General features: G+C 62.0%; 24 protein-coding genes and 1 tRNA gene. 10 read left to right on the top strand and 15 right to left on the bottom strand.

What is annotated here, in order from left to right:
- Window positions 1-61 precede the first annotated feature (61 nt).
- From A3AI_RS0111915 to rpmH, 5 genes are all read right to left on the bottom strand, one after another.
- The gene (locus A3AI_RS0111915) at window positions 62-427 is read right to left on the bottom strand and encodes a DUF423 domain-containing protein (protein ID WP_024515788.1); all 366 of its coding nucleotides are present in this window, start codon (window positions 425-427) and stop codon (window positions 62-64) included.
- The gene (gene yihA, locus A3AI_RS0111910; RefSeq protein ID WP_024515787.1) at window positions 424-1077 is read right to left on the bottom strand and encodes a ribosome biogenesis GTP-binding protein YihA/YsxC; all 654 of its coding nucleotides are present in this window, start codon (window positions 1075-1077) and stop codon (window positions 424-426) included. The genes A3AI_RS0111915 and yihA overlap by 4 nt, the downstream gene beginning before the upstream one ends.
- Window positions 1078-1193: 116 nt before the next feature.
- On the bottom strand, window positions 1194-3047 hold the full coding sequence (gene yidC, locus A3AI_RS0111905; RefSeq protein ID WP_024515786.1) for a membrane protein insertase YidC: 1854 nt from the start codon (window positions 3045-3047) through the stop codon (window positions 1194-1196).
- Window positions 3048-3091: 44 nt separating this feature from the next.
- The gene (gene rnpA, locus A3AI_RS0111900) at window positions 3092-3448 is read right to left on the bottom strand and encodes a ribonuclease P protein component (RefSeq protein WP_024515785.1); all 357 of its coding nucleotides are present in this window, start codon (window positions 3446-3448) and stop codon (window positions 3092-3094) included.
- Window positions 3449-3488: 40 nt separating this feature from the next.
- On the bottom strand, window positions 3489-3623 hold the full coding sequence (rpmH, locus tag A3AI_RS0111895) for a 50S ribosomal protein L34 (RefSeq protein ID WP_024509263.1): 135 nt from the start codon (window positions 3621-3623) through the stop codon (window positions 3489-3491).
- A 387-nt stretch (window positions 3624-4010) separates the two neighbouring features.
- Here rpmH and A3AI_RS0111890 point away from each other — a divergent pair, with 387 nt between their 5' ends.
- The 3 genes from A3AI_RS0111890 to A3AI_RS47465 all read left to right on the top strand — a co-directional run bounded on the left by A3AI_RS0111890 (window position 4011) and on the right by A3AI_RS47465 (window position 6406).
- Entirely contained in the window at window positions 4011-5489 is a 1479-nt protein-coding gene (locus A3AI_RS0111890) for an ATP-binding protein (RefSeq protein WP_024515784.1), read from the top strand.
- Between the two features lie 370 nt (window positions 5490-5859).
- Window positions 5860-5936: transfer RNA gene (locus tag A3AI_RS0111885), tRNA-Arg, on the top strand.
- 305 nt (window positions 5937-6241) lie between these two features.
- Entirely contained in the window at window positions 6242-6406 is a 165-nt protein-coding gene (locus A3AI_RS47465) for a hypothetical protein (protein ID WP_156927738.1), read from the top strand.
- A 141-nt stretch (window positions 6407-6547) separates the two neighbouring features.
- On the opposite strand, the gene A3AI_RS0111875 is transcribed toward A3AI_RS47465, so the two are convergent.
- On the bottom strand, window positions 6548-6772 hold the full coding sequence (locus tag A3AI_RS0111875) for a hypothetical protein (protein ID WP_024515783.1): 225 nt from the start codon (window positions 6770-6772) through the stop codon (window positions 6548-6550).
- Window positions 6773-7272: 500 nt separating this feature from the next.
- Between A3AI_RS0111875 and A3AI_RS47460 the strand changes: the two genes are divergently transcribed.
- Entirely contained in the window at window positions 7273-7524 is a 252-nt protein-coding gene (locus A3AI_RS47460; RefSeq protein ID WP_156927737.1) for a hypothetical protein, read from the top strand.
- Window positions 7525-7631: 107 nt separating this feature from the next.
- On the opposite strand, the gene A3AI_RS0111870 is transcribed toward A3AI_RS47460, so the two are convergent.
- The gene (locus tag A3AI_RS0111870) at window positions 7632-7877 is read right to left on the bottom strand and encodes a helix-turn-helix domain-containing protein (RefSeq protein ID WP_024515782.1); all 246 of its coding nucleotides are present in this window, start codon (window positions 7875-7877) and stop codon (window positions 7632-7634) included.
- A gap of 729 nt (window positions 7878-8606) precedes the next feature.
- On the opposite strand from A3AI_RS0111870, the gene A3AI_RS0111860 reads away from it, so the two are divergent.
- The 6 genes from A3AI_RS0111860 to A3AI_RS0111830 all read left to right on the top strand — a co-directional run bounded on the left by A3AI_RS0111860 (window position 8607) and on the right by A3AI_RS0111830 (window position 16893).
- A complete protein-coding gene (locus A3AI_RS0111860; protein WP_024515781.1) occupies window positions 8607-9398 on the top strand; it encodes an outer membrane protein in 792 nt (263 codons plus the stop codon).
- Window positions 9399-9603: 205 nt separating this feature from the next.
- A complete protein-coding gene (locus A3AI_RS0111855; protein WP_024515780.1) occupies window positions 9604-11397 on the top strand; it encodes an adenylate/guanylate cyclase domain-containing protein in 1794 nt (597 codons plus the stop codon).
- An 84-nt stretch (window positions 11398-11481) separates the two neighbouring features.
- Entirely contained in the window at window positions 11482-13251 is a 1770-nt protein-coding gene (locus A3AI_RS0111850) for an adenylate/guanylate cyclase domain-containing protein (protein WP_245286873.1), read from the top strand.
- 166 nt (window positions 13252-13417) lie between these two features.
- Window positions 13418-13855: a hypothetical protein gene (locus A3AI_RS0111845; RefSeq protein WP_024515778.1), complete on the top strand. Its 438-nt coding sequence runs from the start codon at window positions 13418-13420 to the stop codon at window positions 13853-13855.
- Between the two features lie 416 nt (window positions 13856-14271).
- Window positions 14272-15960, top strand: a complete 1689-nt coding sequence (locus A3AI_RS0111840; RefSeq protein WP_024515777.1) for an NAD-dependent malic enzyme — start codon at window positions 14272-14274, stop codon at window positions 15958-15960.
- A 174-nt stretch (window positions 15961-16134) separates the two neighbouring features.
- Window positions 16135-16893: an SDR family NAD(P)-dependent oxidoreductase gene (locus A3AI_RS0111830; protein ID WP_024515776.1), complete on the top strand. Its 759-nt coding sequence runs from the start codon at window positions 16135-16137 to the stop codon at window positions 16891-16893.
- A 57-nt stretch (window positions 16894-16950) separates the two neighbouring features.
- Here the strand turns inward: A3AI_RS0111830 and A3AI_RS0111825 are convergent, their stop codons facing one another.
- The 8 genes from A3AI_RS0111825 to A3AI_RS0111790 form a co-directional block, all read right to left on the bottom strand.
- The gene (locus A3AI_RS0111825) at window positions 16951-17976 is read right to left on the bottom strand and encodes an ABC transporter permease (RefSeq protein ID WP_024515775.1); all 1026 of its coding nucleotides are present in this window, start codon (window positions 17974-17976) and stop codon (window positions 16951-16953) included.
- Window positions 17977-17987: 11 nt separating this feature from the next.
- A complete protein-coding gene (locus A3AI_RS0111820) occupies window positions 17988-19490 on the bottom strand; it encodes a sugar ABC transporter ATP-binding protein (RefSeq protein ID WP_024515774.1) in 1503 nt (500 codons plus the stop codon).
- A 35-nt stretch (window positions 19491-19525) separates the two neighbouring features.
- On the bottom strand, window positions 19526-20479 hold the full coding sequence (locus A3AI_RS0111815; protein ID WP_024515773.1) for a sugar-binding protein: 954 nt from the start codon (window positions 20477-20479) through the stop codon (window positions 19526-19528).
- A gap of 333 nt (window positions 20480-20812) precedes the next feature.
- On the bottom strand, window positions 20813-21334 hold the full coding sequence (fabA, locus tag A3AI_RS0111810; RefSeq protein ID WP_024515772.1) for a bifunctional 3-hydroxydecanoyl-ACP dehydratase/trans-2-decenoyl-ACP isomerase: 522 nt from the start codon (window positions 21332-21334) through the stop codon (window positions 20813-20815).
- Between the two features lie 126 nt (window positions 21335-21460).
- Window positions 21461-21928 (bottom strand): cupin domain-containing protein, encoded by a 468-nt coding sequence (locus A3AI_RS0111805; protein WP_036048076.1) that lies wholly within the window; start codon window positions 21926-21928, stop codon window positions 21461-21463.
- 204 nt (window positions 21929-22132) lie between these two features.
- Window positions 22133-22447 carry a hypothetical protein gene (locus A3AI_RS0111800; protein ID WP_024515770.1) on the bottom strand — a complete coding sequence of 105 codons (315 nt, stop codon included), beginning with the start codon at window positions 22445-22447 and terminating at the stop codon, window positions 22133-22135.
- 107 nt (window positions 22448-22554) lie between these two features.
- Window positions 22555-24585 (bottom strand): YgiQ family radical SAM protein, encoded by a 2031-nt coding sequence (locus tag A3AI_RS0111795; protein WP_024515769.1) that lies wholly within the window; start codon window positions 24583-24585, stop codon window positions 22555-22557.
- A 100-nt stretch (window positions 24586-24685) separates the two neighbouring features.
- Window positions 24686-25519, bottom strand: coding sequence for a pentapeptide repeat-containing protein (locus A3AI_RS0111790; protein WP_024515768.1), 834 nt, complete (start codon window positions 25517-25519; stop codon window positions 24686-24688).
- Between the last annotated feature and the right edge of the window lie 9 nt (window positions 25520-25528).

The following is a 25528-nucleotide window of genomic DNA, read 5'->3' as shown; positions in this document are numbered from 1 at the left end:
AAGATCATGCTCAATCAAGCACCTGAAGCGCGATGACGCTTCAGCCCGATCTCATCGCGCTTTAGCGCGGCCAGGCCGCCGAAACCGCCAGTAAAAGCCAGCTCAGGATGAGAAGCGTGCCGCCGGCAGGCGCCGCGAAGGCAAACAGGCTGTGCCCGGCGAAGTGCCGCATTGTCAGGTCGCCGGCGAACAAAAATGCAGCCGCGACAAAGCCGATGGCTGCGGCCAGGCCGACCTTGCCATGGATGAGGCCGCGTTCGGCGAGCGCCACGACGCCGAGCACGGCGCTGGCGTGAAACAGCAACATGGAGAAGGCGGGCGTAAGCAGGGCAGAGTCGCCGCCATGCGCCGCCACCGCAGCCAGGATCACGCCATCGGCGCCCATCAGGCCAGCCAGGATGACAAGAATACGACCGACCTTGCTCAAGAGCTGCGTTCCTGCAGAAGCCGCATGATCGCTGCCCGCAGCTCCGGCATGCCGTCGCTGGAACGCGAGGACGTCGCGAGCACGTCGGGGAAGGCCGCCGGATGCTTTGCCAGCACCGCCTTCGTCTCCGCAATGCGCTCCGCGAGCTCGGCCGGCTTGACCTGGTCGGCCTTGGTGAGGACGAGCTGGTAGCTCACGGCGGACTTGTCCAGCGTCTTCAGGATGTCGGTGTCGACTTCCTTCAGCCCGTGCCGCGAATCGATCAGGACATAGACGCGCGCGAGCGAAGCGCGGCCGAGCAGGAATTTGTGGATCAGCGTCGTCCAGGCCGCGACCTTGGATTTCGGCGCCTGGGCATAGCCATAGCCGGGCATGTCGACCAGGCGAAGCCCGCCGGTCGGTGGCCCCTCGAAGAAGATCAGCTCCTGGGTACGGCCGGGCGTGTGCGAGGTGCGCGCCAGGCTGTTGCGCCCGGTGAGCGCGTTGATGAGGGAAGACTTGCCGACATTGGAACGGCCGGCGAAGGCGATCTCGACCGCGCCCATCGGCGGCAGCGTCTCGATCGAGGGCGAAGCATAGGAAAAATGCCAGTCGCCCGCGAACAGCTTTCGCCCGGCTTCGATCAGCTCCGCATCGGGCTCGGTGGTCATGCGAAGCTTTCCTGTGAGTTATTTGCCTCTCTCATTCCGGGGCGATGCGCAGCATCGAACCCGGAATCTCGAGATTCCGGGTTCACGCTTCGCGTGCCCCGGAATGACGCTGCGCGTCACGTCGCCTTCTTGGAAGCGAACGTGCCGCGGATGTTGTCGAACAGCTCTACCTTCACCCCGTTGCGGCGCATGATGAAGCTCTGCTGGAGCACCGAGAGTGTGTTGTTCCAGGCCCAGTAGATCACCAGACCTGCGGGGAAGCCGGCGAGCATGAAGGTGAAGATCAGCGGCATCCAGTCGAAGATCATCTTCTGCGTCGGGTCCGGCGGCGTCGGGTTCAGCTTCATCTGGAACCACATCGTGATGCCCATGATGATCGGCCAGATGCCGAGCGCGAGGTAATGGCCGAACACCGGGAGCTGGGTGGGGTCTCCGGGAATGAGGCCGAACAGGGTGAAGAGGTTGGTCGGATCCGGCGCCGAGAGGTCCTTGATCCAGCCAAAGAACGGCGCGTGGCGCATTTCGATGGTGACGAACAGCACCTTGTAGAGCGAGAAGAACACGGGGATCTGGATCACCACGGGAAGACAGCCGGCGATCGGGTTGATCTTCTCCTTCTTGTAGATCTCCATCATCTCCTGCTGCTGCTTCACCCGGTCGTCGGGATAGCGCTCTTTCAGCGCCTGCAGCTGCGGCTGCACCGACTTCATCTTCGCCATCGAGGCGTAGGACTTGTTGGCGAGCGGGAAGAACAGGAGCTTCACGATCACCGTCACGAGCAGGATCGAGATGCCGAAATTGCCGAACAGGCGATAGAAGAAGTCGAGCGCCAGGAACATCGGCTTGGTGATGAAGTAGAAGTAGCCCCAGTCGATCAACAGATCGAAGTGGTTGAGGCCGAGCTCGCGGTTATAGCCGCCGAAGCCGAGGATCGGGAAATTGAGGCCGACCACGCTCGCCTCCTTGGCGCCGGCAAACAGCCGGGTCGACACGGAGGCGCTGCCGCCGATCGCAACCGTCCTGGGGTCCTCGATATAGTCGGTCTGGTAGTTGTGGTTGGTGCCGACTGCGTTCGACGAGAAGCGCGCCTGCAACTGGGCATTGGTCTCGGGCAGAAGCGCCGAGGCCCAGTATTTGTCGGTGATGCCGAGCCAGCCGTTGGTGACCTTCCAGCCGACCGACTTGGCTTCGTCGATCTTCTTGTAGGTGTATTGCTGCAGACCCTCGTCACCGAGATAGCCGATCAGGCCCTCATGCAGGATGTAGTAGCCGGAGACCTGCGGGGTGCCGTGGCGCGAGATCAGCGCGTAAGGGTAGAGCGTGACCGCCACGTTGCCGACGTTGGAGACCTCGTCCTTGATGGTGAAGAGGTAGCGGTCGTCGATCGAGATGGTGCGGTGGAAGGTGAGGCCTTCGCCATTGTCATATTTCAGGATCACCGGATTGGACGGCGTCAGGCTGCCACCGTTCTCCTGCTGCCACACCGTACTCTGATCGGGCAGGCGCGCATTGGTGCCGGCGGTGCCAACCCAACCGAACTCGGCGTAATAGGGCGCAGCTGTGCCGGACGGCGAATAGAGCACGATCGGCGGCGAATGCGGGTCCACCGTCTCGCGGAATTTCACCAGCGACAAATCGTCGATGCGCGCGCCCTTCAGCGCGATGCTGCCGACCACGCTCGGAGTTTCTATCTTGATGCGCGGGCTGGCTTCGATCGCCTCGTCGCGGCCGACGACCGGCGCATTGGCGCTTGCTGCGGGCGCTGCCGCTGGCGCATTGCCGGCCTGCGGCTGTCCCGTCGGCGAGGCGGCCGGCGTTGGGGCCGGCTGGGTCGTCTTGGCAAGTTCGGCCTGCTGCTGCTGGAGCGCGCGCTGCCGCTCCATCTGCGGGATGTTGTAGAAATATTGCCAGCCGATCAGCACGATGCCGGACAGGATGATGGCAATGATGGTGTTGCGATTTTCAAGCATCAGTCAAAATCTCGTCATCCAATCCGATTGGTCAGGCGCGCGCCTTAGCGTCGTGCGCTGGTATCCTGCTTGGCATTCTGCCGGTCGAGACGACCCAGAGCGTTGCCGAGATCGTCGAGCATGGTGTTGAAGTCGCGCGAAAGGGCGGCGCGGCGGCCGATTAGCACATAGTCACTGTGCGGCCGCAGCGCCATGACATCGAGCCGACGCACCAACTCGCGCAAGCGCCGCCGGATGCGGTTCCGCTCGGTGGCGGTGCCGTTTTTCTTGGTTACGGTAAAGCCGACCCTGACAGGGCCGGCATCGTCACGGCGGCGGCTTTGCAGCGTGAATGCCGGAGCGGCCACCCGCGCGCCATCGGCCACAGCGAGGAAGTCCACCCGCTGCCTTAGCCGCTCCATGATCGGGTCTCCGGCGAGAAACGCCCTGGACAGCCTAAGATCAGGCGCTCAGGCGCTTGCGGCCGCGGGCACGGCGCGCGGCCAGGACCTTCTTGCCACCGGTGGTGGCCAGACGGGCGCGGAAGCCGTGACGGCGCTTGCGCACCAGTTTACTGGGTTGATAAGTCCGCTTCACGGGTCGTTCTCCGCTGACCGGGCAATCTGCCTTTTGAGATGCCGCTGAAAGAGTTGAGAGCTTGAAAGTCCAGATGCTTCAGGCCCAAAACGGGCCGCGTCCGGCCCGATGGAGCCGGCCCCGGTAAAGCCAAGGGCATCGCGGACAATTTCGCGCGGCTTATACGGGAGCGACCCGGCTTCGTCAATTGTTGTGGCCGGCGTGAAAGGTCGCAAATGGGGCGAATATTTTGGCTTTTTTGGGGTTTTTCAGCTGGAGCATGGCGTGCGACGGGAATCATGACTAAATCAGCCTCCTGACGACATTAGCGATCCGTAATTTGACCAGGTCCGGGGGCGGATCGCATCCTCCGGTCAGGTCACCAGGGTGCACTAAAGGCAAGCACAGGTGTCAGCGACTGCCGACCAGCCGGTCACGGAAGTGCCCCGGCCGAGACCGCCGCGCCGGCTCGGTCTGTCGGGCAAATTACTGCTTTTGACCATTCCGCTGGTGATGATTGCGGAAGTGCTGATCTATGTGCCTGCGATCGCCAATTTCTGGACCAACCGGCTGAACGACCGCCTGGCGGCGGCCAACACCGCGGCCCTGGTGCTGGATGCCGCGCCGCTCGGCATGGTGCCGGATTCGCTGGCGCGGCAAATCCTCACAAGCATCCAGGCGCGCGCGGTCGCGATCAAGCTCGGCCAGCAGCGCCGCCTGCTCGCCAGCGCCGACCTGCCACCCTCGATCGACCATGACATCGATGTGCGCAACATGACGGTGTGGCAGGCGATCACCGGCTCGTTCGAGATGATGTTCGAGACCGGGCACGAGGTGATCCGCATCGTCGGACCTGCGTCGAGCGACGCGCAATTCATCGAGGTGGTGACGGACGAGCGGCCGCTGCGCCAGGCCATGTTCCGCTTCTCCCGCAATCTCCTGGCGGTGTCGCTGATCATCGCGGTGCTGACCGCGGCGCTGGTCTATCTCGCTTTGCATTTCCTGTTCGTGCGGCCGATGCGGCGCCTGACCGCGAGCCTGGCCGATTTCCACGAGAATCCGGAGAGCTCGGCGCGCATCATCGTGCCGAGCCAGCGCAGCGACGAGATCGGGGTCGCCGAGCGCGAACTCTCCGACATGCAGCGCGACCTCGTCTCGATGTTGCATCAGAAGAGCCGGCTCGCCGCACTTGGGCTCGCCGTTTCCAAGATCAATCATGATTTGCGCAACCTGCTTGCCTCGGCGCAATTGATCTCCGACCAGCTGGCGAGCGTGCCTGACCCGCGTGTACAGCGCTTTGCGCCAAAACTCGTACGCTCGCTGGAGCGGGCGATCGCGTTCTGCCAGTCGACCTTGTCCTATGGCCGCGCTCAGGAGGCTGCGCCCGATCGCCGCATGGTCCCGATCGAGCCGATCGCGGTCGAGGTGCGCGAGACCGCAGGGCTTGCCAACGACGTCTCGATCAGCTGGATCACCGCGATCGAGCGCGGGCTCGCCGCCGATGCCGATCCGGATCAGCTGTTCCGCGTGATGCTCAACTTGGTGCGCAACGCGGCGCAGGCGCTGGAGAGCAATCCGAACAGCGACCGCTCAAGCATGCAGATCCGCGTCTCTGGCCGCCGCGAGGGCGCGGTCGCCATCCTGGAAGTTTCCGATACCGGCCCGGGCGTGCCGCAGAAGACCCGCGAGCATCTGTTCGAGGCGTTCCAGACCTCCGGCCGCCCTGGCGGCAGCGGGCTCGGCCTTGCCATCGCCGCCGAGCTCATCCGCGCCCATGGCGGCGACATCCATCTGGTCGAGGGCACCATCGGCGCCACCTTCCGGATCGTGATCCCCGACCGCCCCGTGGAACTCTTGTCCATTCGCAACGAGCGGGCGCGGGCCTAGAGCATTTCCGGTTCTGATTGAATCAGAACCGGAGCTCTAGATTCTTGTTTTGACGCGTTTTCTTCACGCGAACCGGTCTCCACTTCGCTCGAAAACACTCTAAGGCTGACACGAGTTTGACGACAGCCGATCAGCCCTTTCCCGTCATTCCAGGGCGATGTGCCAGCATCGAACCCGCAAGCCCGAGATTTTCGGGTTCGCCGCTACCGCAAGCGCCGCGGAATGTCGGCACAAATGCCCATCAAATCCGCAAATCCGGACCTTGCCATTTGCACCCGGAGCCGGTAGGAGGGGGACCGCTTTCGCCGCCGTCCGATCTCTTGGTCCGGACGGCCGCGGGCCCTTTGCCCGCAAGACAGATGCGAAACACGCGCCCGTAGCTCAGCTGGATAGAGCATCAGACTACGAATCTGAGGGTCGGACGTTCGAATCGTTCCGGGCGCGCCATTTGCGTTATTGACGGGTATCACGTCTTCCCTTTCTGCTTGATGTGCTGGCGGTCTACATCGCCCATAGTCGCCCCGTATTTTCAATTCGTGCTTGAGATTGGGCAACTTCACGAGCTTTTTCTGGTGAGCTGCACTGATCAGGTCCAGCCCCCTCACGCGGCGCCGCAAGCAGGAAGACCTGCCCGGCCGCCCCGCCGGCCGGTCGAACTCGGGTTGAAGACGAAGAAGTGAGCCGCGCGCGGCGCGCGCCCGCGCCCGTTTAACCCGGTAAGGCCGCGGGACCGATCAGGGAACGCTAAAGCCATGAACGTCAAGACGCCGGAATTTTGGATCGTAGTAAGCTTTAGCGCCGTTGCAGGCATCATCGGCGCATGGCGGGGAAATGGCGAAGTGGTGCTACTGGCGACCGCGGTCATCTTCCTCGTATCCGCCTTGGTGGCTCACTGGCGATCCCCCTGGAGCGACTAATTTGGCCGCCGGTCTTCGACATGCACATGTAGCTGAAGGCTAAGAAATGAGCAGATCTGGCAAAGTGGTGCGCGATGACGATTCAACTAAATCTCATCGCGCTTTGGTCGTCAGCGAGGAGCTTCGCAACAAGGGCGGCCTTCACTCTGAGTTGTCCAGCTTGTCCATCTCAGCCCTCGCCAGCGCCGTGGCTCTCTCGATGGCCTGCTCTCGTGTGAGGGTGTTGGGGCTCAACCGGCGTGAGACAAGGTTGTCCCAATAAAACCTGACGGATTTCCGTCCGTCCGCGAACCACACCTCGAAGCTTCCGCAGTTATCGTCTGCGCCGCGATGAGGGATAATGCGGATGAGATCGCCTTCGGCCATGGGTGAATTGCTACCCTTCCGGCAGGATGGAAACAACGGCCCGCAGCCACCGTCTCGAGACTCGTCACGCCGCCCATATCAATTACCCACCAGGTGTAGAAGCGTTACATTTATGCGGCCCAAATTGTTGGGTTAAAGGGGCGCCAACGTCAGCGCTGGTGTTCAGGAAGGGGCTTTGCCGCGGAGGCTTGTACCTGCGGCTGCTCCAGAGTGACGCATGGGCGCGGCCGGCGGGGGCGCGGCTGCCGATAACGTGAGTGACCGGTGAACCGCTACAGGTTGCGAAAACGGTCGGTGCAGCGCACTTGAACTGTAACGCTTCGCCTCGACGAGCGGCTTCCTAAAGCATGATCCGGAAAAGTGTGTAGCGGTTTTCCGAAAAGATCATGCTCAATCAAAGACCTAAAGCGCGATGACGATTCAACCAAATCTCATCGCGCTTTAGTTCGCCGCGGTTGAGTCTGTTGACCTCATAGACATTAACCCATCGGAGCAATCGAATGCGTTCTATTCTGGTGGTTCTAGGACTATTTATCGCGCTGAGCACCTCGGCTGATGCCGCAACCATGCATCACTCCAGGACGCGGCATCACCTCTCCCCCAACGTAGCCTCGAGTTTCAACCTCGCTCCAGGTTGGGGCTACGAACGGACAGCGCCGTCGGTTCACTACGAATACGCGCCGCCAGCCTACAATGATGGCGGCCCGAACAACGCTGGAGGCTTGGTTGGCGGCCACCCCGAGGGCGGTTGATCTCGACGCCCGGGCGATGCGCCAAGTCGATCAGCGCGCGTCGAGCGCGCGCTCCATGCATGTAAACTCTCTTCCTGCATCGGCTCCTTGAGTTCGGCGAAGCGTGATCAGTGGACGCGACGCTGCCAGCACAGCAACCATTCAGGCATGACGTCGAGCGCATGGCACAGCCTTATCAGCTCGATCGGATAGAGCGACGCTCGACCGCGTTCCCAACTCAAGATCTGTGCCTCGCTGTAGCCCGTCAGTTCGGCAAGCTCTCTGCGATCCATGTGGGCCCTGGCCATCGCGCGCGTCAGGCGCTGGCCAATCCGCTGCTGCTTGGCGACGTGATTCTCTTTGAGCACCGCCATGCCTCCCCTGTCCATCGCAGCCTACACCGAATTTGCAGGCGGACAACAAAAAGCCCCCGCCTGACGGGGAGCGCCCGGCGGGGCAAGGACGGGCTGGCTCTGGACGGGCCAGCCACCTTTTGAAGCCGGAAAGCGGTTGACGAGGGGATGACGGGGATGGGTCGCCGACTGCCGCACCCGGCATCACCCAAGCGTGGAGTTGCCGAACATGATAGGGGCGAGCCAGGTTGTCCCCCAAATCGCCAGCGCAAGGGCAATAGCAAACGCGATCGCGATGACGATGATGGCTCGCCGCCCCATGTGCTTTCAGCCTAGCCGATCCAAAGGTGTCAGGCATCTTTCATACGACAAGTTTACTGCCGCAATCACCTGCGGCGGCCTCAAATTCAGCGTCAACGCAGAATCAGCGCCAGAAGTCGTTGAAACGATCGGGCGCAGCTCAGCGTAGCGCACGGTGTGTCGAGTGTTCTTGTGCCCTGGGTAGGCCTGAGGCGATACCAGCTTGAAGAACGCGATTGGGCGCCAGTTCAGCGGATTCCAAATCGTTTTTTTTTGCAAATGCATCAGTAAGATAGGGGGCGATCTGTCCGGCCTGTGTCCTTCAGGTTCCCGTTCTGCCCATCGTTCATTCAGCGTGAATTACCACCGGTGTGTCCCTCCGGATACAGCTTTTCCGGGGAATCCGCGTAGAGTCTGGCAATCAAAGCTCGCTTCCGGGGATTTTTGACTATGAAGAAGGTAATTCTGGCACTTGCCGCCTTTGGGGCACTAACGAGTGCGGCTTCTGCTGCCGACCTTGCTGCGAAACCTTATGTCAAGGCTCCGCCCCCGGTAGCTCCGGCTTATAATTGGACCGGGTTCTACGTGTTCGGTGGTGGCGGCGGCGGCCTGTGGGCGGCTGACCAGCACGTCCAGCTTACCGGATCGAACATCCCGCTGACCATCGACCAGCGCCAGGGTGGCTCTGGATGGTTCGGCACGGTGGGTGCCGGTTATGATTGGCAGTTCAGCCAGACGTGGGTGGCCGGCGTGTTTGCTGACGGCCAGTTCGGCAGCATCAGGGGCACCATTCAGGACCCGATCAACTTCATGAGCTCGACCCAAAAGCTTGAGGACTCCTGGGCAGTTGGTGTGCGGCTCGGCTGGCTGGTGGCTCCAAATGTCCTGTCTTACGTGAACGGTGGTTACTCGGGTTCGCAGTGGGGACGTTCGGAGTTCTTCGATACCAATACCGGCCTGAACGTGGGTATCCACACCAACAGCTTTACCCGCAACGGTTGGTTCATCGGCGGTGGTGTCGAGAACAATCTCGACATCTTCGGCATCCACGCTCCCGGTTGGTTCTGGAAGACGGAATATCGTTCGGCCTTCTATGATCGGAAAACTCAGGATGAGCTGTTCGATGCCACCAATCTACCGGTTGGAACCAGCATCCGCTCCAACAACTGGAACCAGACCATTTCGACGTCGATTGTCTACCGCTTCAACTGGGGTGGTCCCCCGATTGCTGCGAGGTACTGATCTCCTCCCTGTGACGTGAAGACTTGAAAGCCCCGGCATCGCCCGGGGCTTCTTGTTTCGGCACGCGCCGTGGGCGTGACGCGCGGCGCGCTACTCACCGCCGACCCTATGCGCTGGTTCCATCTGTTGACGGTGCGCGCCCCCAAGCTCAGACTGGTGGAAGACAGCATCTGGACAGGGATGATGTCGCCGGGGCAGCTTGGCCATGGAGCAGGAGCAGCCAGTTCGGGTCGGACGCAGATTGGCCGCCATAGTCGCAGCTGACGTGGCGGGCTACTCGCGGCTCATGGGGCTGGACGAGGTCGGCACCGCCCGCACGCTCCGCGAACACCGCAAGGTTACCGACGCCCTCGTGGCAAAACACGGGGGTCGCCTCGTGAAGACCACGGGGGATGGTGTGTTGCTTGAATTTCCCTCGGTGGTCGACGCGGTCGAATGCGCCGTGGCGGTGCAGGCGGTGATGGCCGAACGCAACCAAGGCGCCCCCGAGGACCGCCGTATGCAGTTTCGGATCGGGATTAACCTCGGAGACATCCTGGTCGAGGGCGATGACATCCTTGGGGATGGCGTTAACGTCGCGGCTCGACTTGAGGGGATCGCAGAACCCGGCGGCATCTGTGTTTCGTCATCCGCTTACGAACAGGTTCGCGGCAAGGTCGCGGTCGATTTCACTGATCTTGGTGAGCAGTCCCTCAAGAACATCTCCCGGCCGATCCGAGCTTATGCGGCTGGCCTGAGCGCGAATGCTCATCAAATCGCCTCGCTGCTATCCTCAGTTCCGCGTCTGTCCATCGTGGTGCTGCCGTTTGCGAACATCGGCGGCGGTCCCGAGCAGGACTATTTTGTGGATGGCGTGACTGAGAGCCTGACCACGGACCTGTCGCGCATCAGTGGCGCGTTCGTGATTGCGCGCAACACCGCGTTCACCTTCAAAGGCAAGGCAGTCGACGTAAAGAAGCTGGGGCGCGAGCTGGACATTCGATACGTTCTCGAAGGTTCGGTGCAACGAGGAGGCAATCACCTCCGGGTGAACGTGCAGTTGATCGACGCCGGAACCGGCAATCAAGTCTGGGCGGAGCGGTTCGACAAAGCCGTCACCGATTTGTTCGATCTGCAAGATGAAATCGTGTCGCGCATCGCTAATACTCTCGATGCCCAGTTGGTTTCGGCCGAAGCTCGGCGAGCAGAGGGTTCGCTGCACCCCGATGCGATGGACTTGTATTTCCAAGGCAGGGCTTGGGCTAATAAGGGCGTTACGATTGAGCAGACGATGCAAGCGCGCGGTTTTTTTGAGCGTGCGTTGAAACTCGATCCCGAAAATCTAGAAGCCCTGGTTGGTATCGCACTCGTGGATGCAACGATAGGCGCCACCTATACCAGCGACGACCGTCCGGCTCGCTTTGCGGCGGCTGAACCGGCTGTAATCAAGGCGCTCTCGACGGCTCCGCAGCACGCGCTGGCCCACGCCGTGCTGGGCATGATCCAGATTGTAACGTATCGCGCAGCCCAAGGGATTGCTGAATGCGAACGGGCCCTGGCTCTGGACCCTAATTTGGCGACTGCTCACGCGTGGATCGGACTCGGCAAAACCTATCTGGGCCGACCAGCGGAAACTGAGGGCCATGTCCGAGCGGCGCTTCGGCTCTCTCCTCGGGATACTTTCGCCCTCAGATGGATGCTATTCGTCGGTCATGCCAAGCTACTGCTGGGGGCGGACGAAGAAGCAGCTATGTGGCTGGGTCGTGGTATCGAAACCAACCGCAATTACCCGCTCGGGCATTTCCTTCTCGCCTCCACATTGGCGCTGCTCGGCAAGCTCGATCAAGCAAAAGCCGCCGTGCGGGGAGGACTTGCGCTTGATCCGAGCTTCACGATCCATCGGTATAACTCCCACTTATCGAGCAATGATCCGACGTACCTTGCCGGACGGGAGCGCATTTATGAGGGGATGCGCATCGCCGGGGTGCCAGAGGGGTCGGGCCTCGGCACCATCGCGTGACGGTGAAAACTGAAGCTGCCCTTCGCTTGACGCTGGTAGACCCTCGGCCCACACTGGTTCACCATAGGTGCCATTGGTGCACACATGTCAGACCCTATGGCGGTCAGCCGACGCCTTGTCGCAGTCTTCGCAGCAGATGTGGAAGGCTACAGCCGCCTCATGGGCGCTGACGAGGTTGGCACGCTCAAGGGACTGACCGAACGGCGCGCAATCCTCGACCGGCTGATTGGGGACCACAGGGGCCGCATAGCGAACACGGCGGGCGACAGTGTCCTTGCGGAGTTCGGGAGCGCCGTGGACGCAGTGCAGTGCGCGGTGGAGGCGCAAGCCGCTTTGGCCGAAGCCAACTCCGGTCTCGCGTCTGACCGACGCATTAGCTTCCGTATTGGTATCCACATCGGCGACGTGATGGTCCGTGACGGTGATCTGTTTGGTGATGGTGTGAACATCGCGGCGCGTTTGCAGGCATTGGCGCAGCCGAGCAGCGTCTGTGTCTCCGGCGCTACTTATGACCAGGTCAAGAAGATTCTGCCGTTGTCGTTCACCGACCTCGGCCGTCAACAGGTCAAGAACATCGAGGAGCCGATCAGGGCTTACGTCGTTGGCAGGCTGGTTGATACTCCGAGTGCAGCAGCATTCGCGAACGCTTCCAAGTCGCTGCCGCTGCCCGACAAGCCATCCATCGCGGTGCTTCCGTTCCAGAACATGAGCGGTGATCCGGAACAGGAGTATTTCGCCGACGGCATCGCTGAAGATGTGCTGACGACATTGTCGAAAATCCAGGCACTGCTGGTCATAGCCCGCAATTCGAGTTTTGTGTTCAGGGGACCGGCGCGGGACATCCGCGAAATCGGGCGAATACTCGGCGCTCGCTATGTGCTGGAAGGGAGCGTTCGCAAAGCCGGCAACCGAGTGAGACTGGCGGCACAGTTGATCGACAGCCTTAATGGCGCCCATGTGTGGGCAGACCGATTTGAGGGCGACCTTGACGACGTTTTCGACCTTCAGGACCGAATAACGCAGGACATCGCCGCCGCGCTTGAGGTCCGGTTGACAATTGGCGAAGAGGCGAGGGTATGGCGAAAGCGTTCAGGTAGCCCGTTGGTTTATGAGCATTACATCAAAGGTCGAACACTTCAGCTCAACTATGCCAAGCACACTCATGCTCAGGCGCGCCTCGAACTCGAACAGGCTTTGGCAATCAACCCTAACTTCACAGCGGCGCTTGCGTTGTTGGGGCTCATAGTGACCGATCAGGCTCACTTTGGTTGGCGACGGGACGAGACGACAAGCTACGAGGCAGGGCTGGAACATGCTGCCCGGGCTGTGACTGCCGACCCGAGCAACTGTTGGGGCTACTTGGCGATAGGATATACGCGCTTGTTTCAACGTCAGCATGATGAGGCTTTGGCCGCAGGTGAAAAGGCAATTGCCCTCAACCCGAACTGCTCCGATGCCTATCTCATAGCCGGTACGTTTCTCAGTTACGCTGGCGATTTTCGCAAATCCGCTGAGTATCAAGAGCAAGCGCAACGGCTTTGCCCTCTTAGTCGCAATGAAAGTATGGCCGGTGAGGCTCGGGCGAAGTTTCATCTTGGCAATCCAGTAGCTGCACGCGACATTGCCTCACGCGTCCTGATCGAGAGGCCGCACTGGCTAACGATGCAAGCCATTCTTGCAGCATCGCTCTGGAACCTCGGTAGTGAGGACGAAGCGCGCCTCACTGTGAAGAAGATGCTGGCGGATCATCCCAACTTGACCGCAAGCCGCTGGGCACAGGGGTTGCCTTACCGTTATCAGACGGATCTGGACGCGGTGGTTACGCCGTTGCGCCTCGCGGGAATGCCCGAATGAACCCGGTGTATCCCCCTCGTTTCCCTGTGGCGAATACGCGGCCCTGGGAACCTTGGCGGCCAGCCCCTTCGTGCGTTGATCTATCTCAAACACCCGTACGTCCGATTACGATTTCTCTTTTGTCCAAGCCTTTAGTTTGATCGCGACTCATCAATAGGGCGGAAACATGCGTGATGTTCTCAGCGTGATTACCTCTGCTTTTTTGGCCCTCGCAGCCTGGACGGCCACGGTAAAACCATCACAAGCAGAGACGGGCACCGTGCGTGTTGTCTTCGGCTCGGCTGGCGTCGTCGCTGGCGTGGGTAGTGGTGAGGGCACGCTAACATTCCAGGGGAAGACTTATCCGTTCAAGATTTCCGGGGCGAGTTTTGGAGCCACGCTTTCGCTAACCGTCAGTGAGTATGAGGGGCGAGTGCTGAACTTACATAGTCCCGGTGATTTAGCGGGCAACTATATTGCGCTCGGAGCCGGTGGTGCCATCGCCGGAGGAATAGGCGTCGCACGGTTGCGAAACGCGAGAGGAGTCATCATGGTCGTTCGTGGCCCCAAGCTGGGTGCGGGGCTCTCGGTCGCCCTGGCTCGCATCACCATTACCATGAGGTGACAACAGTCCGCATCTAGGTCCCCTTCAGCGGCTCTGAGCGAGCGAGCTTTTCGGATAGCTACAACGAGAGCAAACAATGAACCGGCACGACCGCCGAAAGGCAGAAGTAGCAGAACGAAAATCGCGTCGGTTGGTAAGGCTGCGCTGCTCCGGTTGCGACCGGGTCGGGCTACCGATGACCTAGGAGCATTTTTTCCCGAAGTGGCTCATTGATTGCGTCAAAGTGTTGGCTTGAGCTTCGTAAAAGCGCTGCAATACCTCCAGGGAATCGTTTGCCAAGACCCCACCTGCAGCCGCAGTCGCGGGCCCGCGATGCGCTGGGCGCGAATTGTCGGCTTATCGTCAACTTCGTTCCAGAACCGGAACTCGTGATAGGATACAATGCTGCGCGGCATTCTGCACTGAAGGAGCTTGTCATGTCCGAGGCGACCACGGCTTTCGCGACGACTACGCTAAGCGGATACGAGTTGCTGGCCGATCCGCAGTTTAACAAGGGCACAGCGTTCTCCGAGACCGAGCGCGAGGCGTTCGACCTTCACGGCCTTCTGCCGCCCAATGTCGCGACGCTGGACGAGCAGGTATCGCGCCGCCTTCAGGCGCTGCGCGGCTTCGAGACCGATCTCGAACGCTACGCCTTCCTGCGCGAGCTGCAGGACACCAACGAAACCCTGTTTTACGCGCTGCTGGTCGAAAATTTGGAAGAGCTGTTGCCGATCGTCTACACGCCAACCGTCGGCGCCGGCTGTGAGCATTTCAGCCGTCTGTTCCGGAAGCCGCGCGGGCTGTTCCTCAGTATCCCGCACAAGGACCGGATCGATCGCATCTTTGCACAGCAGCGCTTCGACAGGGTCGAGGCAATCGTCGTGACCGATGGTGAACGCATCCTCGGCCTAGGAGACCAGGGCGCCGGCGGCATGGGCATCCCGATCGGGAAGCTCGCGCTCTATACGGGGTGCGGTGGCCTGCATCCCGCGACGACCCTGCCGATCCTGCTCGATGTCGGGACCGACAATCCTGACTGTCTGGCCGATCCACTCTATATCGGCTGGCGTCACGAGCGGGTGCGCGGTCAGGAGTATGACGATTTCGTCGAAACCTTCGTCTCGGCCGTCGTGAAGCGCTGGCCACATGTCCTGCTGCAGTGGGAGGATTTCGCGAAGAACAATGCGACTCGCTTGCTCGAGCGCTATCGTGATCGGCTCTGCACCTTCAACGACGATGTCCAAGGCACGGCAGCAGTTGCGACCGGTACCTTGCTGGCCGCGATCAATGTCACCGGCGTGCCGCTCACCGATCAGCGCGTGGCCGTGCTCGGCGCCGGCTCGGCCGGCTGCGGCATCGCCGGCCTGATCCGCGCCGCCATGCGCGATGCCGGCCTGCCGGAGAGCGAGGCGGCGGCACGCTTCTTTATGGTCGACCGTGACGGGCTGCTGGTTGAGGGCATGACCGGACTGGCCTCGTTTCAGCTCCCCTTTGTCCAGAAGAAGCAGGCGATCGAAGGTTGGAAGCTCAATCACCCCGACAAGATCGGGCTGCTCGACGTCGTGCGCAATGCTCGTCCGACCGTGCTGATCGGCGTTTCCGGCCAGGCCGGCGCCTTCTCTGAACCCGTCGTCCGAGCGATGGCCGAATGCAACAATCGGCCGGTGATCTTTCCGCTGTCGAATCCGACTTCGCGCGAGGAGGCGACGCCTGCGGACATCGAGGCCTGGACTGAGGGGCGGGCATTGATCGGCGTCGGCAGCCCGTTCCCGCCGATTTCACGCGATGGCTCTCGATTCAAGGTCGACCAGACCAATAACTCCTACATATTTCCGGGTATGGGTCTGGGGGCGCTTGCGGTCGGCGCCAGCCGCGTCAGCGACGGGATGTTCATGGCCGCGGCAAAGGCGCTGGCGAGTTCTTCTCCTGCCCGCGACAACCCGAAGCACAATTTGCTTCCTCCGGTCAGCGCGCTGCGGGAGGTCGCGGTGACGGTCGCTCTCGCGGTGGCACTCCAGGCACATAAGGAAGGGCTGGTCACTGATGTCCCAACCGACCAGATCGAGCAGCGCATTCGTGCAAAGGTCTGGACGCCTCGTTACGTGCCCTATCGCCGCGTATAGGTCGCCGTTCGGCAGAACCCATGCGGCGCAAGCGCGCGATGATGATCGTTGGCTCCTGTGTCGCCCGCGAGACGGTGGAGGCGACCATCGTGGAGCGATCGGCTAAGATTGGACAAGCCGTTTCTATCGGGGCGCACGGGTAGCTCCAAGCGTTGCTCAAAGAAAGAGGAAGTCATGGCTGCCATATATCCAGATCTCGCCGGCAAGGTGGTTCTCGTCACGGGTGGTGCTTCGGGCATCGGCGAAGCGATCGTGCGGCGCTTTGCGCAGCAGAAGTCTACTGTCGTGTTTTTCGACATCAAGGTCGAGGAGGGGGCCCGTCTCGCGCGTGAGCTATCGGGCGAGGGTCTTGGTGCGCACTTCCACAACGTCGATCTCACCGATATCGCGGCGCTGCGTGCCGGTATCTCCGACGCGCGGAAGGCCCATGGTCCGATCGGCGTCCTCGTCAACAACGCCGCGCATGACGAACGGCATCCGACGGAAGAGATGACGCCGGAATATTGGGACGACCGTATCGCCGTGAACCTGAAGCATCAGTTCTTTGCGGCGCAGGCCGTGCTGCCGGACATGAAAGCGGCGAATGCCGGCGCCATCATCAACTTCGGCTCGGTGTCGTGGATGGTGGGACAAGGCGGCATGGCCGCCTACACTGCCAGCAAATCGGGCGTGCTCGGCCTCACCCGCTCACTGGCGCGCGACTACGGCCCCTACAACATTCGCGTCAATGCCATCGCGCCCGGCTGGATCATGACCCAGCGCCAGATCGACAAATGGCTGACGCCGGAGGGCGTGGACGAGTTGATGCGCCGCCAGTGTCTGAAGCGCAAGCTCGTTCCGGACGAGATCGCGAAATTCACGGTGTTCCTAGCGTCCGAGGAAGCCTCCGCCTGCACATCCCAGCACTACGTCGTGGACGGCGGCTGGGTCTGAGGGGCAGGGCGAGCTGCCCGCGGCGACCGCCTTCACGCCTGGCGTGAGTGCCAGGCGTCACTTCGCATTCGCCCGCTCGAGCGGCGCTGCGGCGACATTTGCCTGTGGCCGTCCCTTCGCCATCGTCGCCCGACGGCTGCGTTGCATGAGGTATTGGTCGGCGAGCACGCCGACAAGGATCACCGTACCCATCACGGCAAAATTGAGCGAGCTCGGTATGCCCAGCAGGTTGACGAGGTTTTGCAGCACCTGCAGCAGCACGGTGCCGAGCACGACTCCGATGATCGAGCCTTCGCCGCCGCGCAATGAGCAACCACCGAGCACGGCGGCGGCAATGGCGTAGAGCTCGTAGAAGGAGCCGTGCACCGCCGGAGAGATCGAACGCGTGTACATCGCAAGCAGGATCGCCGAAAACGCCGTCAGCCCGCCGCAGACGACGTAGGCGGAGATGACGACGCGGTTGGCGCGGATGCCGGAATAGCGCGCGGCCTCTTCGTTCTTACCGACCGCATAGAGATAACGTCCGAACACGGAGCGATGCAGCACGACCCAGGCGACCGCGGTGACGATGATCAGCGCCACGACACTGTGCGGGAGCGGAAACCCAAGCACGTTGGTGCGGCCAGCGGTCAGCCATTCCAGTGTCGGAAAGCTCGCGCCAAAGCCGAAGCCGGCCGTCGCGTCCTCGGTGTAGTAGCGCGCGGCGCCGCGGTAGATCAGCAAGCCGCACAGCGTGACGACGAACGGCTGAATCCGCATCTTGGTGACGAGCGTTCCGTGCACCAGGCCGATCGCGAGCCCGCCGCCGATAATGATCCCGAAGGCTGCGATCCAGTTGACGTCGCGATTGACAATCAGGTCGATGAACAGGACGCCGAGCAGCGCGATCACCGAGCCGACCGACAGCTCGATGCCGCCGACGATGATGACGAAGGCCTCGGCGATGGAAAAGATGCCGAACAGGCCGACCTGGTTGGCGGTATTGGAGAGATTGCCGACCAGCAGGAAGCGCGGATTGATGAAGGCGACGACGGCGCCGACCACCAGGATCAGGACGAGCAGGCTCAAGTCTTTCTTGTGCAAGGTTTCCTCGCCTAGACTGTGTGACCGACGGCAAGCTGGAGCACATTGTGCTCGCTGAACTGACTGCGATCAAGAAACCCCGAAATCGCGCCCTCATGCATGACCGCGATCCGGTCGCTGACCCCGATCACTTCCTCCATATCGCTGGAGATCATCAGGATCGCGACGCCCGCGTCGGTCAGTCGGCGCAGCATGTCGTAGATCTCCTGCTTGGCGCCGACGTCGACGCCGCGCGTCGGCTCGTCAAAGATCAGAACCTTGGGCCGCATCGAGAGCCATTTGGCGAGCACGACTTTCTGCTGATTGCCGCCGGACAATGAGTCTACGGATGTCGCGACGTCAGGCGCGCGGATCTTGAGACGCTCGCGCTGGCGCTGTGCGTTCTCGGTCTCGCGCGCGGTATTCACCAGCCAGAAGCGCAAATAGGATGCGAGATCCGGCAGCGAGATGTTTTCTGCGATCGAGACATCGAGCAGCAGACCCGAGCTCTTGCGGTCCTCCGGGATCAGATAAATCCCATGCTCGATTGCCGCTCGCGGGGTGTCAATGCGGATCGGTTGAGCATCGAGCCTGATCGCGCCACCGCGAAGCCGGTCGACCCCAAAGATCGCGCGGGCAAGCTCCGTACGTCCGGAGCCGACGAGCCCCGCAAGGCCGAGGATCTCGCCCCGGCGGACCGACAGACTTACCGCGCGGTTCGGGTAGGTGTCGGTCATGGCCTCGACAATGTCGAGCATGGCCTCGCCGGGCGGGGCCGCTGGCGGCACGTAAAGTGATTTCAGGTCACGCCCGATCATCAGCCGGATCATCGCGGCCGGGCTCAGCTCGGCCCGTGGGAGCGCGCCAACCATGCGCCCGTCGCGCAACACCACCGCGCGATCGGCACACTGCATCACCTCGTTCAGGCGATGGGTGATGAAAATGACGCTGACACCGTCGGCCTTGAGTCCCGCGATGACCCGCATCAGGCGATCGGTTTCGGTCAGGGTCAGGCTGGAGGTCGGCTCGTCCATGATGACGAGGCGCGCATCGAGGGACAGTGCCTTGATGATCTCGACGAGCTGGCGCTGCGCCAGCGACAGTTCGGCGAGCAGTGCATCGGGCCCGAAATCGGCACCCAGTCGGTCGAGCAACGGCCGTACCTGGGCATAGAGGCGCTTGCGGTCGATGAGCTTCAATGGCCCGCCGTGCACCGGCTCTCGGCCGATATAGACGTTGCCGGCAACGTCGAGATTATCGAAAAGATTGAGCTCCTGATGGACGAAGGCGATGCCCGCCTTGATTGCGTCCGCAACCGTGAGCGACCGCCTCTCGACACCGTCGACCCGGATAGCGCCGACGCTCGGCTCCGCCACGCCGCCGAGCACCCGCATCAGCGTTGACTTGCCAGCGCCGTTCTCGCCGATCAGCGCAATCACCTCGCCGCGGGACACGGAGAGGTCGACGTGGTCGAGTGCGACCACGCCGGGATAGATCTTGCCGATGTCGACCAGTTCGAGGAACGGCTCCGGCATGGACGGCCGCACCGGGGGCAGCGCTGACAAGAGCCTTACTTGTGGAGCATCTGCTTCATCTGCGCCATGAAGTCGTCGACGTTCGATTTGTCGATCAGCTTGCCGGGAACAATGATGACGCCGTTGGCTGGAATGCCCGACTTGTCGCCTTCGACATATTTTGCCATCAGCTTCATGCCCTGGTAGCCCCACTCGAACGGCTGCTGCACAACGGTCCCGACGATGCTGCCCTCCTTGACCCCACCCAGCGTGATCGGATCCTCGTCAAAGCCGATGATCTTGATCTTGTCGAGCTTGCCCGCTTCCTTCAGCACCTCGTAGATGCGCGGCGTATTGTAGGAGTAGAAGCCGACCAGGCAGCTCACGTCAGGCATGGCGGCGAGAATGTCCTCCACATTGCGCTTGGCGCGGGTCTGGTCGATCTCGTCGCCGCGAACATCGACGAGTTCGACCTTCGAACCCTTGATCGTCTCCTTGACGCCTTCGATACGCTCACGCGCATTGTCGGCCCCGGGTAGTCCGACGAAGCCAACGCACTTGCCTCCATTCGGCAACGCCTTCAACATCAGCTTGCCGGCTTCCTTGCCGAGATCGGTGTTGGACGAGCCGATATAGGCCACGCGCTTCGATTGTGGGGCATCGCTGTCGGTGGTGAACAGCACCGTCTGGGAGGCGATCTTGTTGAGCTCCGCCGTCTGGTTCTTGGGATCCACCGAGCTGACCATGATTCCGGCAGCGCCCGCTGCTACGAGGTCGTCCATCACCCGCTGCTGCACCGCAGCGGCAGCCTGCTCCGGATATTTGAACTGAAGGTCGTAACTGGGCAGTTCGCCCTGCGCCTTCTTCACGCCGGCCTCGGCGATCTTCCAGAAGTCGGAGGCGCCGTTGACGACGAAGGCCAGGACCTTCTTGTCGGCCGCATTCGCCGAGCCGAGACCAAGCGCCATTGCCAAGGCAACGGACGCACCTGCAACCAAGAGACGCTGCATTACACTCCTCCCTGTGGTCGGCCATTCGCGCGGCCAACGTTTCATATTATTGAGCGAACCTCTATTTCTGCTGCCCACGAGGAGAGCTGCCATTCGCATTTGCCGAAGAATGCTTCGTCGCAGCTCTGCCCCGCAAGTCGAAATGCGGAACGCAACTCAAAGTACTTGAAGCAGACTGGATGTTCAACTGCTAGGCGTTCGCCCGGCTGGTACAATCGGCCGATATTCGCGACAACGGAAAATCCGGCGGAGCTGTCCGACGATCATCGGCGACAGGATTCGATTGTCAGCTTGATGTAATCCGTGGGACGGAGCTGGATTCCCAACGAGAGGTCAGACCGCTGACATCGTCAGACCAACCCTCATGTCCTTGGCGACGTAGACGCATTCGTCGTCGGCAAGCACGCGGCCGTTGGCGATCCCGAGAACCAGTCTGCCGCGCCGCGCCTGGCGCATATGAATCTCATAGCGCACGCGCATTGTGTCCGGGGTGATGGGCCCTCGGAACTCCACCGCGCCAACACCGACGGCGCGGCCTTTGCCGGGTGAGCCCGACCAGCCAAGCCAATAGCCGATCATCTGCCACATGGCGTCCAGGCCCAGACAGCCCGGCATGACGGGATCGCCAGGATTGAAGAACCAGAGCTTCGGCGTAATGTCCAACTCGCCGATCATATGGCCTTTTCCGAATTCGCCGCCGTTCATGCTGATCTCCGTGATGCGGTCAATCATCAGCATGGGAGGCGCGGGCAACTGCGCGTTGCCCGGACCGAAATAGCCGCCTTCGCTTGATTTGAGCAGATCGTCCCTGCTGTAGGACGATTGCGGCGTGTGAAAATCGTGTGGGTTGGGCAAGACAACAAAGCCTTCGGTGCGATGCGGGACCGGCGTTGCTCAACGTCGGGCGACCCAGTCGCCTACATCATTATCGGCGATGCATGTCTTGCTGTCCATCCACGCGACGAGTTCGGCGTGTCCAAATCAACGATGGGACAGCATCGGCGGGCCGACAACCTCAATCTGGAAGCTCGCCCCCAGCGCCAGCATGTCAATGTCGCCGCCCCTTGCAATCACGCGAAACGCATCTTCACAGCCTCCCGGCGAAGCGATGACCACCATCCGGAATGGGGTATCAAACGGGTTGCACCAGGCGTGGGGAATATTTCTCAGTCCGGAGACCGATGTGCCGGCGGGTGCGTCAAACGTTCGGTCGCCGCAAAGGAAGCGCGCCGTACCCTCCAGAATAACGAAATGCTCGTCCTCATTTCGGTGGATGTGTACGGCTGTGCCGTCACCTGGCTGCGATATGATCTCGACCACCGAGAAATCGCCGCCAGTGTCGGCTGCCGATGTACGAATCAGGCAGCGCTCCCCGGGGCGCGTCTGTAGCCACTCCTCCTTGCCGTCGGCAGAAATTGAATCGTCGAGCGCAGAAAATCGCTTTCTCATTAGCGTCTCCATGAATACGCATACGTCACCTTTCGCATCGGCGACGCGGCGGCTATTGGCTGCAGAATGAGACGGAGTTGAGGACAAGCATCGGCGGTCGCCGTTCCGGTTACAGCGGTAACGCAAAAAAGCCCGGGAATGCTGGTCGCTCTGCTTAGCCCCACAGCTACTTGGTCTGCCGTGAAGGCTGCAGGTCACCAACCGCTAGACATCAGAGCTTTTTGCTGGGCTTGGGAGCGTTGGTGTCCGACCGTCGGAGAGCATCATCGTCTGTGCTGTCAGCAGCCAGGGCATCCACATCAATCGCGCGGCACGTAGCCAAAAAGCGAACGGGTCGGCGACCTCGGAAAGGCTCCCGAGCGCTTCGAAGGACGGCGTTGCACGCAAGTTGATCGAGATCTGCTCCCACTCACCATTCGGCGATCTCTGGTGAACAATGTCGATGTCGACTCCGGGCAACCTGGCGCTTGCTTTTGTAGAATCCATCTCGCTCTGTCGGCCATATGTCGTTTCAGACATGAGAGCTCCTGTCCCGTTTGACGTCTCGTTCGATGACTTCCACAGCAGGCCCGTCTCTCGCACGTCATTATCAGCAAATGAAGCTCGGCCTGGAACACGGCCCCGCTTCACTTGCCCATCCGCAGGCCCTTCGTCGTGAACCGCTGCATCTTGTCCCCGCCGCGCAACGGGCGGCGCGTGCCGGCGGCCTTGCCGGTGCCGGGCGGCTGATGGGCCGGCACGAGCTGCTCGGGGCGCGAGCCGATCAGGTCGGCGCGGCCCATCTGTTTTAGCGCCTCGCGCAGGATCGGCCAGTTGTCGGGGTCGTGATAGCGCAGGAAGGCCTTGTGCAGCCTTCGCTGCTTCAACCCCTTGATCGCCTCGACCTTGTCGCTGCCGCCGTGCCGCACGCCGCGCAGCGGGTTGACGCCGGTGTGGTACATGGCGGTCGCGGTCGCCATCGGCGAGGGCAGGAAGGTCTGCACCTGGTCGGCGCGGTAGCGGTTCTTCTTGAGCCAGAGCGCGAGGTTCATCATGTCCTCGTCGGTCGTGCCCGGATGTGCCGCAATGAAATAAGGGATCAGGTAATATTTCTTGCCGGCCTCTTTCGCTGCGGCATCGAACATCTGCTTGAAGCGGTCGTAGGCGCCAATGCCCGGCTTCATCATCTTGTCGAGCGGGCCGCGCTCGGTGTGCTCGGGCGCGATCTTCAGATAGCCGCCGACGTGATGGGTGACGAGCTCCTTGACATATTCGGGGCTCTGCACCGCGAGGTCGTAGCGCACGCCGGATGCGACCATCACCCTTTTGACGCCCTTCACCTCGCGCACCTTGCGATAGAGCCGGATCAGATCGTCATGCGAGGTGTTCAGGTTCGGGCAAATGTCGGGGAATACGCAAGACGGCCGTCTGCACAATGCTTCGACTTTCGGATCCTTGCACGCCATCCGGTACATGTTGGCGGTGGGACCGCCGATGTCGGAGATCACGCCGGTGAAGCCCGGCGTCTTGTCGCGGATCCGCTCGATCTCGCGCAGGACCGAGCCTTCCGAGCGGTTCTGGATGATGCGGCCCTCATGCTCGGTGATGGAGCAGAAGGTGCAGCCGCCGAAGCAGCCGCGCATGATCGTCACCGAGAACTTGATCATCTCCCAGGCCGGAATCTTGGCATCGCCGTAAGAGGGATGCGGCGCGCGGGCGTAGGGCAGGTCGTAGACCGAATCCATCTCCGCCGTGGTCAGCGGGATCGGCGGCGGGTTCAGCCACAAATCGCGGTCGCCGTGGCGCTGCACCAGCGGGCGCGCGTTGCCGGGATTGCTCTCCCGGTGCAGCACGCGCGAGGCGCGGGCATAGGCCTCGCGGTCCTGCTCGACCTGCTCGCAGGCCGGCAGCCGGATCACGGTGTCGCCGGGGTGGCGGCCTGCGCCTTCATCGGCGGAGTCGAGGTCGTCGGCATGCAGCTCGGTGTAACCATCAGGCACGCGGCGGAACAGCGCGGTGCCCCGGACGGAGCCGAGATCGCGCGGCGCTTCGCCGGCGGCCAGCCGGTGCGCGACCTCGACGACGGCACGCTCGGCGTTGCCGTAGAGCAGGAGGTCCGCCTTGGCATCGGCCAGCATCGAGCGTCGCACCTTTTCGGACCAGTAGTCGTAATGCGCAATACGGCGCAACGACGCCTCGATGCCGCCGAGCACGATCGGCACGTCCTTGTACGCCTCGCGGCAGCGCTGCGCGTAGACGATGGTGCAGCGGTCCGGCCGCCGGCCGCCGCCGCCGTCCGGCGTATAGGCGTCGTCATGGCGCAGCCTGCGGTCGGCCGTGTAGCGGTTGACCATCGAGTCCATGTTGCCGCCGGTGATGCCGAAGAACACGCGCGGCTTGCCCAGTGCCTTGAACGGCTCGGCCGACTGCCAGTCAGGCTGGGCAATGATGCCGACCCGGAAGCCCTGGGATTCGAGCAGCCGGCCGATGATCGCCATGCCGAAGCTCGGATGGTCGACATAGGCGTCGCCCGTCACCAGCACGATGTCGCAGGCATCCCAGCCGAGCGCCGTCATCTCGGCGCGGCTCATCGGCAGGAACGGCGCCGGCTTTCCGGGTTGCGCCCGGTGGCGGGGCCAGGAACTCAGGGGCTTTGCGGCAAGGGCGAGGGTGCTCATGGCGCCGACGAATAGGACTCTGGCGTCGCAAATTCAACTGGCCGGCATACCATCTGACGCGGCCGTGTATCGGTTCCCCTGACGACCCGGGGGGTCTGCCCTAGGGCTGGCGCCGCGCCAGGTTCAAGTTCGAGGCCTTGTCCAGATTGCGGGCCTTTTCCAGCGCGGCCGCGCCTGGCAAAAGGGCCGACGCCAGGTCGGTCTCGGTAAAATCGGCACCGGCGAGGCGGGCGTTGGACAAGTCGGCTCCCGCAAGGTCGGCACGGCTGAGGTTGCAATTCGCCAGATTGGCGTTCCGCAGTTTGGCGAATTCGAGATCGGCGCGCGCGAGGTTGGCGCCGCTCAGATCCGCATTGCTGAGGTCGGCGGATTTGAGCACGCCACGCATCATGCCCATCGATTGGTTGCGCATATCGGCGCTCAAGTCGGCGCCCGCAAGCCTTGCCCCGATCAGGCTCGCACCGGAAAGATCCGCGGTGATGCGCGCGTCTTTCAAATCGGCACGGCCAAGCCTGGCGCGTTGCATCTGCGTGCCGAGCAGCGATGCCCCTACCAGGGACGCCCCGGTCAAATCCGCATCGATCAGCCACGCCTGATTCAGGATGGCCCGATCGAAGCGCGCGCCTTTCAGATTCGCACCGTTGAGCTTGACGAGGCGAAGATTGCCGCCGGAGAAGTCGACGCCCGAGAGATCGAGGTGCGACAGCCGCTTTCCCTGCAAATCTGCAGAGCGCGCTCCCGTGGCGTCTTGAGGCGACGCCTCGAGAAGCGCCTCGACCTCGCTGCGCGTCATCTCCGATGTCGACATTTCGGGGCTGTCGAGGTCGACGTTGCGCAGCATGTCCTGTGCTACGGCGTCAATGGGATCGACCAGCAGTGCCGTCATCGACACCAGAGCAATCGACGCAAAAGCAAATGCGAGACGAAACAGCATCGCCGTCTC

Origin of the sequence: Bradyrhizobium sp. Tv2a-2 (assembly GCF_000472425.1) — a bacterium.
In the GTDB taxonomy this organism is placed as follows: Bacteria; Pseudomonadota; Alphaproteobacteria; order Rhizobiales; family Xanthobacteraceae; genus Bradyrhizobium.
The sequence above is the reverse complement of the archived record's forward strand: the minus strand, read 5'-3'. Positions and strand labels throughout refer to the sequence as shown.

Excerpts from the sequence above, each read along its gene's own strand:
- yihA (WP_024515787.1), bottom strand. The coding sequence starts at position 1,077 with ATGACCACCGAGCCCGATGCGGAGCTGATCGAAGCCGGGCGAAAGCTG.
- yidC (WP_024515786.1), bottom strand. The coding sequence starts at position 3,047 with ATGCTTGAAAATCGCAACACCATCATTGCCATCATCCTGTCCGGCATC.
- rnpA (WP_024515785.1), bottom strand. The coding sequence starts at position 3,448 with ATGGAGCGGCTAAGGCAGCGGGTGGACTTCCTCGCTGTGGCCGATGGC.
- A3AI_RS47465 (WP_156927738.1), top strand. The coding sequence starts at position 6,242 with ATGAACGTCAAGACGCCGGAATTTTGGATCGTAGTAAGCTTTAGCGCC.
- A3AI_RS0111875 (WP_024515783.1), bottom strand. The coding sequence starts at position 6,772 with ATGGCCGAAGGCGATCTCATCCGCATTATCCCTCATCGCGGCGCAGAC.
- A3AI_RS47460 (WP_156927737.1), top strand. The coding sequence starts at position 7,273 with ATGCGTTCTATTCTGGTGGTTCTAGGACTATTTATCGCGCTGAGCACC.
- A3AI_RS0111870 (WP_024515782.1), bottom strand. The coding sequence starts at position 7,877 with ATGGCGGTGCTCAAAGAGAATCACGTCGCCAAGCAGCAGCGGATTGGC.
- A3AI_RS0111860 (WP_024515781.1), top strand. The coding sequence starts at position 8,607 with ATGAAGAAGGTAATTCTGGCACTTGCCGCCTTTGGGGCACTAACGAGT.
- A3AI_RS0111855 (WP_024515780.1), top strand. The coding sequence starts at position 9,604 with ATGGAGCAGGAGCAGCCAGTTCGGGTCGGACGCAGATTGGCCGCCATA.
- A3AI_RS0111850 (WP_245286873.1), top strand. The coding sequence starts at position 11,482 with ATGTCAGACCCTATGGCGGTCAGCCGACGCCTTGTCGCAGTCTTCGCA.
- A3AI_RS0111845 (WP_024515778.1), top strand. The coding sequence starts at position 13,418 with ATGCGTGATGTTCTCAGCGTGATTACCTCTGCTTTTTTGGCCCTCGCA.
- A3AI_RS0111840 (WP_024515777.1), top strand. The coding sequence starts at position 14,272 with ATGTCCGAGGCGACCACGGCTTTCGCGACGACTACGCTAAGCGGATAC.
- A3AI_RS0111830 (WP_024515776.1), top strand. The coding sequence starts at position 16,135 with ATGGCTGCCATATATCCAGATCTCGCCGGCAAGGTGGTTCTCGTCACG.
- A3AI_RS0111820 (WP_024515774.1), bottom strand. The coding sequence starts at position 19,490 with ATGCCGGAGCCGTTCCTCGAACTGGTCGACATCGGCAAGATCTATCCC.
- A3AI_RS0111815 (WP_024515773.1), bottom strand. The coding sequence starts at position 20,479 with ATGCAGCGTCTCTTGGTTGCAGGTGCGTCCGTTGCCTTGGCAATGGCG.
- A3AI_RS0111805 (WP_036048076.1), bottom strand. The coding sequence starts at position 21,928 with ATGAGAAAGCGATTTTCTGCGCTCGACGATTCAATTTCTGCCGACGGC.
- A3AI_RS0111800 (WP_024515770.1), bottom strand. The coding sequence starts at position 22,447 with ATGTCTGAAACGACATATGGCCGACAGAGCGAGATGGATTCTACAAAA.
- A3AI_RS0111795 (WP_024515769.1), bottom strand. The coding sequence starts at position 24,585 with ATGAGCACCCTCGCCCTTGCCGCAAAGCCCCTGAGTTCCTGGCCCCGC.
- A3AI_RS0111790 (WP_024515768.1), bottom strand. The coding sequence starts at position 25,519 with ATGCTGTTTCGTCTCGCATTTGCTTTTGCGTCGATTGCTCTGGTGTCG.